Origin of the sequence: Pantoea sp. EKM10T (assembly GCF_011800685.1) — a bacterium.
GTDB classification, from domain to species: Bacteria; Pseudomonadota; Gammaproteobacteria; order Enterobacterales; family Enterobacteriaceae; genus Pantoea; species Pantoea agglomerans.
The window spans coordinates 1-13,614 of sequence record NZ_JAALEU010000018.1 but is presented as its reverse complement, the minus strand read 5'-3'; the positions used below and the strand labels follow the sequence as shown (position 1 = coordinate 13,614).

General features: G+C 53.5%; 14 protein-coding genes. All 14 read left to right on the top strand.

Annotated features, from left to right (window positions below):
• The first annotated feature begins 203 nt into the window (after positions 1-203).
• On the top strand, positions 204-1,208 hold the full coding sequence (msrP, locus tag HFD95_RS21365; protein ID WP_010256016.1) for a protein-methionine-sulfoxide reductase catalytic subunit MsrP: 1,005 nt from the start codon (positions 204-206) through the stop codon (positions 1,206-1,208).
• Positions 1,209-1,814 (top strand): protein-methionine-sulfoxide reductase heme-binding subunit MsrQ, encoded by a 606-nt coding sequence (gene msrQ / locus HFD95_RS21360; RefSeq protein WP_010256013.1) that lies wholly within the window; start codon positions 1,209-1,211, stop codon positions 1,812-1,814.
• Between the two features lie 232 nt (positions 1,815-2,046).
• A complete protein-coding gene (aroQ, locus tag HFD95_RS21355) occupies positions 2,047-2,499 on the top strand; it encodes a type II 3-dehydroquinate dehydratase (protein WP_010256011.1) in 453 nt (150 codons plus the stop codon).
• 25 nt (positions 2,500-2,524) lie between these two features.
• Positions 2,525-2,986 (top strand): acetyl-CoA carboxylase biotin carboxyl carrier protein, encoded by a 462-nt coding sequence (gene accB, locus HFD95_RS21350; RefSeq protein ID WP_010256009.1) that lies wholly within the window; start codon positions 2,525-2,527, stop codon positions 2,984-2,986.
• A gap of 11 nt (positions 2,987-2,997) precedes the next feature.
• The gene (accC, locus tag HFD95_RS21345) at positions 2,998-4,347 is read left to right on the top strand and encodes an acetyl-CoA carboxylase biotin carboxylase subunit (RefSeq protein WP_010256007.1); all 1,350 of its coding nucleotides are present in this window, start codon (positions 2,998-3,000) and stop codon (positions 4,345-4,347) included.
• A gap of 72 nt (positions 4,348-4,419) precedes the next feature.
• The gene (locus HFD95_RS21340) at positions 4,420-4,662 is read left to right on the top strand and encodes a YhdT family protein (protein WP_061901997.1); all 243 of its coding nucleotides are present in this window, start codon (positions 4,420-4,422) and stop codon (positions 4,660-4,662) included.
• A complete protein-coding gene (gene panF, locus HFD95_RS21335) occupies positions 4,652-6,097 on the top strand; it encodes a sodium/pantothenate symporter (RefSeq protein ID WP_010256003.1) in 1,446 nt (481 codons plus the stop codon). Before HFD95_RS21340 ends, panF begins: the two co-directional genes overlap by 11 nt.
• Positions 6,098-6,113: 16 nt before the next feature.
• Positions 6,114-6,995, top strand: a complete 882-nt coding sequence (gene prmA / locus HFD95_RS21330) for a 50S ribosomal protein L11 methyltransferase (RefSeq protein WP_010256001.1) — start codon at positions 6,114-6,116, stop codon at positions 6,993-6,995.
• Between the two features lie 367 nt (positions 6,996-7,362).
• Positions 7,363-8,328 (top strand): tRNA dihydrouridine synthase DusB, encoded by a 966-nt coding sequence (dusB, locus tag HFD95_RS21325; protein WP_008925814.1) that lies wholly within the window; start codon positions 7,363-7,365, stop codon positions 8,326-8,328.
• Positions 8,329-8,351: 23 nt separating this feature from the next.
• Positions 8,352-8,648: a DNA-binding transcriptional regulator Fis gene (gene fis, locus HFD95_RS21320; protein ID WP_003855228.1), complete on the top strand. Its 297-nt coding sequence runs from the start codon at positions 8,352-8,354 to the stop codon at positions 8,646-8,648.
• A 543-nt stretch (positions 8,649-9,191) separates the two neighbouring features.
• Positions 9,192-10,217 carry an amino acid ABC transporter substrate-binding protein gene (locus HFD95_RS21315; protein WP_010255984.1) on the top strand — a complete coding sequence of 342 codons (1,026 nt, stop codon included), beginning with the start codon at positions 9,192-9,194 and terminating at the stop codon, positions 10,215-10,217.
• Positions 10,218-10,285: 68 nt separating this feature from the next.
• Positions 10,286-11,464 carry an amino acid ABC transporter permease gene (locus tag HFD95_RS21310; RefSeq protein WP_167430697.1) on the top strand — a complete coding sequence of 393 codons (1,179 nt, stop codon included), beginning with the start codon at positions 10,286-10,288 and terminating at the stop codon, positions 11,462-11,464.
• Positions 11,465-11,479: 15 nt separating this feature from the next.
• Positions 11,480-12,580, top strand: coding sequence for an amino acid ABC transporter permease (locus HFD95_RS21305; RefSeq protein ID WP_010255980.1), 1,101 nt, complete (start codon positions 11,480-11,482; stop codon positions 12,578-12,580).
• 8 nt (positions 12,581-12,588) lie between these two features.
• The gene (locus tag HFD95_RS21300) at positions 12,589-13,350 is read left to right on the top strand and encodes an amino acid ABC transporter ATP-binding protein (protein ID WP_010699823.1); all 762 of its coding nucleotides are present in this window, start codon (positions 12,589-12,591) and stop codon (positions 13,348-13,350) included.
• Positions 13,351-13,614: the final 264 nt, after the last annotated feature.

Genomic DNA, 13,614 nt, shown 5'->3' with positions numbered 1-13,614 from the left:
TAATTTGCCGTTGCCGACAGCGCCGGGACGTATGAAGCCGAAGTATATCGTCGGGATATCATCGCTGACGTTGATCCTGGCACTTTTCGGTGCATTCTCATCGTACCGGCCAGCCAGGAAATTTCACATTTTCAGGGCGAAACTGGCTGATATCAGTAATAGTCATCATGCTGGTTAATGACATCCTGTCTGGAGAGGGCACCATGAAACGCACACCCCGTCTGACCGAAGCCGACGTAACGCCGGAAAGCATTTTTAACATGAAGCGCCGCCAGGTGCTGAAAACGCTGGGACTGAGCGCAGCGGCGATGGGTATGCCGGGCGTGGCGCAAGCCGATATTCTCAGCTGGTTCAAAGGCAACGATCGCCCACCCGCGCCAGCAGGCCGGCCGCTGGACTTTACCAAACCAGCGCAATATCAGGCCGATCTGACCTTAACGCCTGCGGATAAAGTTTCCGGCTATAACAACTTCTATGAGTTCGGGCTGGATAAGGCCGATCCGGCTGCCAATGCCGGTACGCTGAAAACAGAACCCTGGAAACTGACCATTGATGGCGAAGTGGCTAAACCCGTGACCCTGGATATGGATGACATCTTTAAACGGTTTGCCATGGAGCAGCGAATCTATCGCATGCGCTGCGTGGAGGCCTGGTCGATGGTGGTGCCCTGGATAGGCTTCGAGCTGAATAAGCTTATCTCTCTGGCGGAACCCACCAGCAAAGCGCGTTTTGTCGCCTTTCAGACACTGTACGATCCTGAGCAGATGCCAGGTCAGAAAGATCGCTTTATTGGCGGCGGACTCAATTATCCCTATGTCGAAGGTTTACGTCTGGATGAAGCCATGCATCCGCTGACCATTCTGACCACCGGCGTCTATGGCAAAGCGCTGCCGCCGCAGAATGGCGCGCCGATTCGCCTGACGGTGCCGTGGAAATATGGTTTTAAGGGCATTAAGTCGATTGTCAAAATCACCCTGACCGCAAATCAGCCACCAACGACCTGGAATCAGATCGCCGCAGATGAATATGGTTTTTATGCCAATGTGAATCCGCATGTTAATCATCCACGCTGGTCGCAGGCCACTGAGCGATTTATTGGCCCGGGCGGCAGTCTGAAGGTCGAACGTCAGCCAACTCTGCTGTTTAACGGCTATGCCGAACAGGTTGCGTCGCTCTATCGTGGCCTGGATTTACGGGAGAATTACTAGGTGGTACGCCTGTCGATAAAACAGATCACCTGGCTTAAGGTGATTCTGCATCTGGCGGCCCTGTTGCCGCTGATTTATCTGGTTCTTGCCGCGATGCAGGGCGGCCTGAGTGCGGATCCGGCAAAAGATATTCAGCATTTTACCGGCCGCATGGCGCTGAAACTGCTGCTGGGTACGCTGCTGGTCTCACCGCTGGCACGTTATGGCAGGCAACCGCTGTTAATCCGCACCCGGCGTCTGCTTGGCGTCTGGACGTTTGTCTGGGCTTCTCTCCATCTGCTGAGCTATTACCTGCTGGAGCTGGGCGCTGACAATCTGCGTCTGCTGGGCAGCGAGCTGATTTCCCGTCCCTATCTGACACTGGGGATTATCAGCTGGCTGATATTACTGGCCCTGGCGCTGACGTCGTTTCAGCGCGCTCAGCGCAAGCTCGGTAAGCGCTGGCAAACCCTGCACAACGCGGTCTATCTGGTGGCCATTCTGGTGCCGATTCACTATATCTGGTCAGTGAAAACCGTGTCACCCCAGCCACTTATCTACGCACTACTTGCTGCAATACTGTTAGCCTGGCGTTACAAAAAATTTCTCAAATGGTGGCCTCGCTAGCGCTTCACCCGTTGTTTTCCTCTGCACTTTTCTGATAAAAGATGTGGCCCGCAGGCCACATCCGATCATCTTCGCAGATAAGACCAGTATTTTGCTGCGAAATGACACGAAACGGATATAATGCCCGGCTTTATTGCTCGTCGGGTCTTCTTTTTCATTCTCAAAGGTGACAAATGAAGATTCGCAAGGTATTTTACGCGATGCCTCAATGATTGCGGGAGATGGCAGCACGATGGCGCATAAATTACATATTCTGCTTTTAAACGGGCCCAACCTGAACCTGTTGGGAACGCGTGAACCTGAGAAGTATGGTCATACCACGCTGCGTCAGATCGTTGACGATTTGACACGTCAGGCAGACCAGTTGAATGTGGAATTGAGCCACCTGCAAACCAATGCTGAATTTCAGCTGATTGATCGCATTCATGAGGCCAAAGGCAATGTGGATTACATCATTATTAATCCTGCCGCGTTTACCCATACCAGTGTCGCACTACGTGATGCCCTGCTGGCGGTAGAAATACCGTTTATCGAGGTTCATCTCTCCAACGTGCATGCCCGCGAGCCCTTCCGCCATCACTCCTATCTTTCTGATGTCTCTGCTGGCGTGATCTGTGGGCTTGGCGCTGACGGCTACACATGGGCTTTACAAACGGCAGTAAAACGCCTGTCTCAAACTAATTAATCAAACTGAGTACGGAACCCCACTCATGGATATTCGTAAAATTAAAAAACTGATCGAACTGGTTGAAGAGTCTGGCATTTCAGAGCTGGAAATTTCTGAAGGTGAAGAGTCCGTGCGCATCAGCCGTGCACCTGCAAACGTGGGTTACCCGATGATGCAGCAGACTTACGCTGCGCCGGTTCAACAGCCTGCTCTGGCAACAGCTGTTGCTCCTGTTGCAGCGGTTGCCGAAGCGGCACCGGCTGAAATCAGCGGTCACATCGTGCGTTCACCAATGGTAGGGACCTTCTACCGTACGCCGAGCCCGGATGCGAAAGCCTTTGTGGAAGTCGGCCAGAAAGTGAATGCCGGCGATACCTTGTGCATCGTCGAAGCCATGAAAATGATGAACCAGATCGAAGCTGACAAATCAGGTGTAGTGAAAGCTATCCTGGTTGAAAGCGGTCAGCCGGTCGAATTTGACGAGCCACTGGTTATCATCGAGTAACGGGGCAGATCATGCTGGATAAAATTGTTATTGCTAACCGTGGTGAGATTGCGCTGCGCATTCTGCGTGCCTGTAAAGAACTGGGCATCAAGACTGTTGCGGTACACTCAAGCGCGGATCGTGACCTGAAGCACGTGCTGCTGGCAGACGAAACCGTCTGCATCGGCCCGGCGCAGTCAGTTAAAAGTTACCTCAACATCCCGGCGCTGATCTCTGCTGCAGAGATCACCGGCGCGGTGGCGATTCACCCTGGCTACGGCTTCCTCTCTGAGAATGCCGATTTTGCTGAGCAGGTTGAGCGCTCCGGCTTTATCTTTATCGGTCCGAAAGCAGACACCATTCGCCTGATGGGCGACAAAGTCTCTGCGATTAATGCGATGAAGAAAGCAGGCGTCCCAACCGTACCCGGTTCTGACGGTTCGCTGACCGATGATATGGAAAAAAACCGTGCCTTTGCGAAGCGCATCGGTTATCCGGTCATCATCAAAGCCTCTGGCGGCGGCGGCGGTCGTGGTATGCGCGTTGTGCGCAGCGACAAAGATCTGGAACAATCCATCAACATGACGAAAGCGGAAGCCAAAGCGGCTTTCAGCAACGACATGGTTTACATGGAGAAGTATCTGGAGAATCCGCGCCACATCGAGATTCAGGTTCTGGCTGACGGCCAGGGCAACGCGATCTATCTGGGCGAACGTGACTGCTCTATGCAGCGTCGTCACCAGAAAGTGGTTGAAGAAGCGCCAGGCCCAGGTATTACTGAAGAACAGCGCAGCTTTATCGGCAATCGTTGTGCCAAAGCCTGTATTGAGATTGGCTATCGTGGCGCAGGTACCTTCGAGTTTCTGTACGAAAACGGTGAGTTCTACTTCATTGAGATGAACACCCGTATTCAGGTGGAACATCCGGTGACCGAGATGATCACTGGTGTGGATCTGATCAAAGAGCAGCTGCGCATTGCTGCGGGTCAGCCACTGTCGATCAAACAGGACGAAGTGGTTATTCGCGGACATGCGGTCGAGTGCCGTATTAACGCTGAAGATCCGGTCACCTTCCTGCCAAGTCCGGGTAAAATCACCCGCTTCCATGCGCCAGGCGGTTTTGGCGTGCGCTGGGAGTCGCATATTTACTCAGGCTACACCGTACCGCCGTATTACGACTCCATGATCGGTAAGCTGATCACCTATGGCGAAACGCGCGACGTGGCTATCGCCCGCATGAAGAATGCGCTGGCGGAACTGATCATCGACGGTATCAAAACCAACGTTGAACTGCAGATGAAAATCATGTCCGACGAAAACTTCCAGCACGGTGGAACCAATATCCACTATCTGGAGAAAAAACTCGGCTTGCACGAGAAGTAAACGCAACGCTGAGTCAGTCAGAGGCCGGTTAATCCGGCCTTTTTCTTTTGCCGCTGGCGTTAAGGTTGAATCATGGATGCTCGTTTTATACAGGCACATAAAGAGGCGCGCTGGTCGCTCTACCTCACCCTGCTCTGGCTCGCTGCCTGGGGGCTTTCTGCCTGGCTGGGTGGCAGTGAAATTGGTATCACCGGCCTGCCGCGCTGGTTTGAACTCTCCTGCCTGTTTGCTCCCCTGTTGTTCGTATTCCTGTGCTGGATGATGGTGCGGTTTATTTTCCGCGACATGCCGCTGGAGGACACAAATGAACAGTGAAATTATCCTGCCGTTACTGATTTATCTGGTGCTAATTGCCGCGCTGTCGGTGTTTGCCGTGCGCAAAAGGCGCGAGGGCAGCTTCCTCACTGAATATTTCCTTGGCAGCCGCTCCATGGGCGGATTTGTGCTGGCGATGACGCTCACCACCACCTATATCAGCGCCAGCTCGTTTATTGGTGGTCCCGGTGCCGCCTACAAATATGGGCTGGGATGGGTATTGCTGGCGATGGTGCAGGTGCCCGCCGTCTGGCTCTCGCTGGGTGTGCTGGGGAAAAAGTTTGCCATCCTGGCGCGTAAGCATAATGCGGTGACGCTGAATGACATGCTCTACGCCCGCTATCAGAGCCCGCTGCTGATCTGGCTGGCAAGTCTGAGCCTGCTGGTTGCCTTTATCGGTGCCATGACGGTGCAGTTTATTGGCGGCGCGCGGCTGCTCGAAACCGCCGCAGGCATCCCCTATGACACGGGTCTGCTGATTTTTGGCGGCACTATTGCGCTCTACACCGCTTTTGGCGGGTTCCGTGCCAGCGTTCTCAATGACGCCATGCAGGGCATCGTGATGCTGATTGGCACATTTCTGCTGCTGTTCGCGGTGATTCATCAGGCTGGCGGCCTGAGCACGGCCGTGCAGAAACTGCATGACATTGATCCCGCTCTGCTGTCGCCGCAGGGACCGGGTGAGATTATAACGCCGACCTTCCTCAGTTCATTTGTCGTGCTGGTCTGCTTTGGGGTGATTGGCTTGCCGCATACTGCGGTGCGCTGCATCTCTTATAAAGACAGCAAGGCAGTCCATCGGGCCATTATTCTGGGTACCATTGTGGTGGTGATCCTGATGCTGGGAATGCATCTGGCCGGTGCGCTGGGCCGGGCGATACTGCCGAATCTGACCGTGCCGGATAGTGTTATACCCACCCTGATGATCACTGTGCTGCCACCGTTAGCTGCCGGACTGTTTCTGGCAGCCCCCATGGCCGCCATTATGTCGACCATTAATGCCCAACTGTTACAGGCTTCGGCTACGCTGATCAAAGATCTCTATCTGCGTGTTGCCCCACAGCAGATGGAAAATGAGACGCGGCTGCGGCTGTTATCTGGCACCATTACGTTCGCACTGGGTCTCCTGCTGCTGATTGCGGCCTGGAATCCACCCGATATGATTATCTGGCTCAACCTGCTGGCCTTTGGCGGCCTTGAGGCGGTTTTCCTCTGGCCGCTGGTACTGGGTCTCTACTGGGAACGCGCTAATGCCGCGGGCGCCATCACCGGCATGGTGGTGGGTGGAGGCTGCTACGCTTTTCTGGCGAGCCTGAACCTGCAGATTCTGGGTTTTCATCCCATTGTGCCCTCACTGCTTTTAAGCCTGCTGGCATTTTTAGTGGGCAACCTGTTTGGACGCGCGCCGCAAACGGTCGACGCGCCGCAACATTGACGGAAAGAGAGACGTTATGCCGTGGATTCAAATCAAAATTAATAGCTCAGGTGAACACGCGGAAACGCTGAGCGATGCGCTGATGGACATCGGTGCGGTTTCAGTGACCTTTCAGGATACCAACGACACGCCGGTGTATGAGCCGTTGCCAGGTGAAACCCGCCTGTGGGGCGATACCGATGTTATCGGCCTGTTCGATGCAGAAACTGATATGGCCGCGATTACCGCCGAACTGGCGCAGCATCCGTTGCTGGGCGCCGGTTTTCGTCACCGGATCGAGCAGATCGAAGATAAAGACTGGGAGCGCGAATGGATGGAAAACTTCCATCCGATGCGCTTCGGTGAGCGGCTCTGGATCTGTCCGAGCTGGCGTGATGTGCCGGATCCTGATGCCGTCAACGTGATGCTCGATCCCGGCCTAGCGTTTGGGACCGGCACGCATCCGACCACCTCACTCTGCCTTACCTGGCTTGACGGGCTGGATCTGGTGGGCAAAACGGTGATCGATTTCGGCTGTGGTTCGGGGATTCTGGCGATCGCCGCACTGAAGCTGGGCGCGGCTCAGGCGATCGGGATTGATATCGATCCGCAGGCTATTCAGGCCAGCCGGGATAATGCTGAGCGCAACGGCGTCTCTGATCGCCTGTCGCTCTATCTGCCCCACCAGCAACCCGAAAATCTGCAGGCTGATGTGGTGGTGGCCAATATCCTGGCCGGCCCGCTACGTGAACTGGCCTCGCTGATCAGCGTACTGCCGAAGTCTGGCGGTCATCTGGGCCTATCGGGCGTGTTAGAGAGCCAGGCAGAGAGCGTCTGCGAAGCGTATGTCAGCGAGTTCACGCTCGACCCGGTTGCGGTTAAAGAGGAGTGGTGCCGGATTACCGGGATTAAATCCTGAATATGGCGCCTGTCTGCCGCCTCTGATATCGCTCTGCCCGGAACAAAGTGCCTTAACAGAACATTCAGCCAGCCCGTAGCGTAAGTTGCGGGCTTTCCCGATTTGAAATGGATGCTTGTATCGTTAATCACGGCATGTGACGTTTTTTATCTGGCGAATTGACGTACTTTTCTGGAAAAACTTTTGCTCACAATTTCAGCATAAATTGTTAACTCATTGATATTTAAGCTTAATAAATATGCGCATCGATCATGACCCGGATTTCATTGATCTTTCTTGCTGATTGTTCAAAGTTTGGCCTTTCATCTTCCTGCAAAAATGCGTAATATACGCCGCCTTGCAGACACAGTATGGCCATTCTGACTTCATGCGTATTGGAAACCTCCAGCTGAGAAATCGACTGATTGCAGCACCGATGGCCGGTATTACCGACAGGCCGTTCAGGGCGCTGTGTCACGAAATGGGTGCAGGCATGGCAGTTTCTGAGATGTTGTCTTCAAACCCGGAAGTCTGGGCTAGCGACAAATCTCGATTACGTATGGTTCACAGCGATGAGCCAGGCATTCGCGCCGTGCAAATTGCCGGTTGCGATCCCAGTGAAATGGCGCAAGCTGCACGCATTAATGTTGAGGCTGGTGCACAGGTCATCGACATTAATATGGGATGCCCTGCCAAGAAGGTTAACCGCAAAATGGCGGGTTCAGCCTTGCTGCAATATCCCACCGTGGTGGAGTCAATTCTCTCCGCAGTGGTTAATGCAGTGAATGTGCCGGTTACGCTGAAAATTCGTACTGGCTGGGATCCTGAAAACAGGAACTGTGTCGCGATTGCCCAATTGGCTGAACGCTGCGGTATACAGGCTCTGACGATACATGGTCGCACTCGTGCCTGCCTGTTCAACGGAGAAGCTGAATATGACAGCATTCGGACAGTTAAGCAGAGTGTCTCCATTCCGATTATCGCGAATGGAGACATAACTGACCCGCATAAAGCCAGAGCGGTGCTCGACTATACAGGGGCCGATGCTCTGATGATAGGACGTGCTGCTCAGGGAAGACCGTGGATCTTCCGGGAAATCCAGCATTATCTGGACACTGGGGAGTTGCTTGCCCCGCTGCCGATGGCAGAGGTCAAGCGCTTGCTTGTTTCGCATATACGTGAGCTGCACGACTTTTACGGTTCAGGCAAGGGATACCGTATAGCGCGAAAGCACGTCTCCTGGTACCTGCAGGAGCACGCCCCGAATGACCAGTTTCGGCGCACATTCAACGCCATTGAGGATGCCAGCGAACAGCTGGAGGCGTTGGAGGCATACTTCGAAAATCTTGCGTAACGAAATAAAGAGCTGAAAGAACTATGTTCGAACAACGCGTAAATTCTGACGTACTGACCGTTTCAACCGTTAACTCACAGGATCAGGTAACTCAAAAACCTTTGCGTGATTCGGTTAAACAGGCACTGAAGAACTATTTTGCTCAACTGAATGGTCAGGATGTGAGCGACCTGTATGAGCTGGTTTTGGCTGAAGTCGAGCAGCCTCTGTTGGACATGGTGATGCAGTATACCCGTGGCAATCAGACCCGTGCTGCCCTGATGATGGGTATCAACCGCGGTACGCTGCGTAAGAAATTGAAAAAATACGGCATGAACTGATTTTTAGTTCTGTCTGTAAATCACGCCAGCCTTCGGGCTGGCGTTTTTATTTGTGCGTCGACGCACAAAGCCACAGTAATGATAGTGAAACAGTTTCCGATAATATGGTAACTGTAGTTGCAATCGCTGGCGTGATATTTCACCCTCTCGCTTTCGCCCGCTGTGATTTGACTTAGTGCCTGCCTGACCCTCACCTTGCTTCACATCCCCGCCACTGCTGGGTATGTGACTTTCTGCGCATTAAAAAGCAACGCAATCTCTTCATACATTTCTGCCTGAGTGAATGCTCACACTGCTCCCACATAGTGAAACTATTTGCACTAAATGTGATCGGGTCGACTCGCATTGCTTCCTTTTGGTGCGCCATATTAGCGGAACTTTCTAAGTGCTTCCGATTATTAACCGTTCTTTCATACGAATTCAGGAACCTGCAAACCTGGCATCAGCTTTGCAGAGTCGTGGATGGCTGACCGCCACAGACAGGAAAAACGCACACTAAAGTGCGCAAACATAACAACATGATCCCGCCACACAGGATGCTTTATGAAAAAGATGATGCTCTCTACGCTGATCGCTGCTGCCTCGCTGGTTGCCGTTGCTCAGCAAGCACACGCAGGCACCACACTGGATGCGATAAAGAAAAAAGGTTTTGTTCAATGTGGTATCAGTGACGGCTTGCCAGGCTTCTCCTATGCAGATGCTGGCGGCAAGTTTACCGGTATCGATGTGGATGTGTGTCGTGCGACGGCTGCCGCTGTGTTTGGTGATGCGACCAAAGTGAAATATACCCCGCTGACCGCGAAAGAGCGTTTTACCGCCCTGCAGTCCGGCGAGGTGGATGTGCTTTCACGTAATACCACATGGACCTCATCGCGCGATGGCGGCATGGGCTTCCTGTTTGCGGGCGTGAACTATTACGACGGTATCGGCTTCCTGACTCACCAGAAGGCCGGCCTGAAAAGTGCGAAAGAGCTGGATGGTGCCACCGTCTGTATTCAGGCGGGAACCGACACCGAGCTGAACGTAGCGGACTTCTTTAAAGCCAACAAAATGCAATATACGCCTGTAACCTTCGACCGCTCTGATGAATCGGCTAAAGCGCTGGATAGCGGACGTTGCGATACGCTGGCGTCTGACCAGTCTCAGCTTTACGCATTACGCATTAAACTGGGCAAACCGGACGAATTTATTGTTCTGCCCGAAGTGATCTCCAAAGAGCCGCTGGGGCCGTTGGTGCGTCGTGGTGATGATGACTGGTTCACCATCGTGAAGTGGTCGCTCTACGCCATGCTGAATGCGGAGGAGATGGGCATCTCCTCGAAGAACGTTGATCAGATGACGGCCAAGCCAACCACACCAGACATGGCACACTTCCTGGGCGCAGAAGGTGATTTTGGTAAGGATCTGAAGCTGGATAACAAGTGGGCCTACAACATCGTCAAGCAGGTGGGTAACTATCAGGAAAGCTTTGACCGTAACGTCGGTAAAGACAGCGCACTGAAGATCGCACGTGGTCAGAATGCGTTGTGGAACCAGGGCGGTATTCAGTACGCACCACCGGTACGTTAACAGACCTCACTAATCGGGCACCCTATTCTGTGGTGCCCTACCCCAGCTTTCGTTACTGAGGTTTCAACATGTCACAACGCCCAACCGTGAAAAGGGATTTTTCATTTGGTAATCCCACGGTTCGCGCCTGGATTTATCAGCTCATCGCCATCGTCGCGGTGCTTGGTGTGGTGGGTTATCTGGTGCATAACACCATTATTAACCTTGCCAATCGCGGCATTACATCGGGGTTTGGATTTCTTGAGCGCACTGCCGGTTTCGGCATCGTTCAGCATCTGATTGAGTACACTGAGGGAGATACCTACGCGCGCGTGTTTCTGGTCGGATTAACCAACACGCTGCTGGTCTCTGCACTCTGTATTGTTTTCGCTTCGATTCTCGGATTCGCGGTCGGTCTTGCCCGACTTTCTGACAACTGGCTGCTGCGGAAACTCTCGAATATCTATATCGAAACCTTCCGTAATATCCCCCCCCTGCTGCAAATCTTCTTCTGGTACTTTGCAGTCTTACGCAATCTGCCGGGCCCACGTCAGGCGCTGAATGCTTTTGACCTGGCGTATGTCAGTAATCGCGGACTCTACGTTCCGTGGCCAACCTATGCAGCAGGCAGCTGGCCGTTTGTGATCGCACTGCTTCTGGCCGCGGCTGTGAGCTATGGCCTGTACCGCTTTAACCGTAAACATCAGCTGAAAACCGGTCAGTTACGTCGCACATGGCCCGCTGCCGTTGCGATGCTGATTCTCTTTCCTTTGCTTGCGCACCTTGGGTTTGGCCCAGCCACGCACTGGGATGTGCCACAACTGCGCGGTTTCAATTTCCGTGGCGGCTCGGTGATGATACCGGAGCTGGCAGCCCTGACGCTGGCACTGTCGATTTATACCTCGTCATTTATTGCTGAAGTGATCCGCTCCGGGATCCAGTCGGTACCCTATGGTCAGCATGAAGCGGCGCGATCGCTGGGGCTGCCTAATCCGGTTACGCTGCGCCAGGTGATTATTCCGCAGGCCATGCGCGTCATTATTCCGCCACTGACCAGCCAGTATCTGAACATCGTGAAGAACTCCTCACTCGCCGCCGCTATCGGTTATCCCGATATGGTGTCGCTGTTTGCCGGATCGGTACTGAATCAGACCGGTCAGGCCATCGAGACGATTGCTATCACGATGGGCGTTTACCTGATTATCAGCCTGCTGATATCAATGCTTATGAACTTCTACAACCGCAAAATTGCGCTGGTTGAGCGTTAAGAGAACGGGATAACTATGTCTGTGACTACGCATGAAACGCCCCCCGTCCCGACGACTCTGGTCAGTCGCGCCTGGTTTTGGGCTCGTAAAAACCTGTTTTCCAGCTGGTTTAATACGCTACTGACGCTTTTTTGCATCTGGGTTATCTGGCACGTCATTCCGCCCGCGCTGAACTGGCTGGTCTTTCAGGCAAACTGGATCGGCACCACGCGCGCCGATTGCACCAAAGAGGGTGCCTGTTGGGTCTTTATCCATGCTCGTTTCGGCCAGTTCATGTATGGGCTTTACCCGCATGAGTTGCGCTGGCGTATTAACCTGGCGCTGGTGATCGGCCTGCTGTCGATTGTGCCGATGTTCCTGAAGAGCCTGCCGTATCGTGGACGCTACATTGCTGCCTGGGCTGTCATCTATCCGGTGATTGTCTGGTTTCTGCTGTATGGCGGCTATCTGGGGCTGGAACGTGTCGAAACACGTCAATGGGGCGGATTAACGCTGACGCTGATTATTGCGTCAGTGGGTATTGCCGGTGCGCTGCCGCTGGGTATTTTGCTGGCGCTGGGCCGTCGCTCACGCATGCCGGTCGTGCGCACGCTGTCGATTATCTTTATTGAGTTCTGGCGCGGCGTGCCGCTGATTACCGTGCTATTTATGTCATCCGTGATGCTGCCGCTGTTTATGTCTGAAGGCACTAACATCGACAAGCTGGTGCGCGCGCTGGTCGGCGTCATTCTGTTCCAGTCCGCCTATGTGGCAGAGGTGGTTCGCGGTGGCCTGCAGGCACTGCCGAAAGGTCAGTACGAAGCAGCCGAATCTCTGGCGCTGGGCTACTGGAAGACGCAGATGCTGGTTATTCTGCCCCAGGCGCTGAAGCTCACTATTCCCGGCCTGGTCAATACCATCATCGCACTGTTTAAAGATACCAGCCTGGTCATCATCATTGGTCTTTTCGATCTGTTCAGCAGCGTCCAGCAGGCAACGGTCGATCCGACCTGGCTGGGGATGTCGACCGAAGGTTATGTCTTTGCTGCACTGGTCTATTGGATCTTCTGTTTTAGCATGTCGCGCTACAGCCAGTATCTGGAAAAGCGCTTTCACACCGGGCGTACATCGCACTGAGGTTTTACATGACTGACTCTATGACACACTCTTCCGACGCGTTGATGATCTCGCTTGAGAACGTGAATAAATGGTACGGGCAATTCCATGTACTGAAAGACATCAACCTGCAGGTTAAACCCCGTGAACGCATCGTACTGTGCGGACCTTCCGGCTCCGGCAAATCGACGACGATCCGCTGTATCAACCATCTGGAAGAGCATCAGCAGGGCCGCATTGTTGTTGACGGTATCCATCTTAATGATGACGTTCGTAACATTGAGCGCGTGCGCACCGAAGTCGGTATGGTCTTCCAGCACTTCAATCTCTTTCCGCATCTGACCGTACTGCAAAACTGCACGCTGGCACCTTCCTGGGTAAGAAAGATTCCAAAGAAGGAAGCTGATGAGCTGGCCATGCACTATCTGCAACGCGTACGTATTGCCGAGCATGCACATAAGTTTCCGGGCCAGCTCTCTGGCGGACAGCAGCAGCGTGTCGCCATCGCCCGCTCACTCTGTATGAAGCCCAAAATAATGCTGTTTGATGAGCCCACGTCAGCGCTGGATCCTGAGATGGTTAAAGAGGTGCTGGATACGATGATTGGTCTGGCTGAGGATGGGATGACTATGCTGTGCGTCACCCATGAGATGGGCTTTGCCCGAACGGTGGCTGACCGGGTGATCTTTATGGATCGGGGAGAGATCGTCGAAGTCGCGCCACCGCAGGAGTTCTTTGCGAATCCAAAATCGGAGCGTACCCGGGCGTTTCTATCGCAGGTTATTCACTGATCAGACGTTCAGTTATCTCACTACCCGGCCTGGTGCCGGGTTTTTTTATGGCCTGAACAGCCGCTTTAATATGCTTACTGACCTGTTGCTGTTATGAATAGACAGACAGATACGCTGTGAAGAGGGAGTTTTATCGCGGTTTGCCACAACGAAAAAAGCCCTTCGCATACGCAAAGGGCTCTCTCTTATTTGATGCCTGGCAGTTCCCTACTCTCGCATGGGGAGACCCCACACTACCATCGGCGCTACGGCGTTTCACTTCTG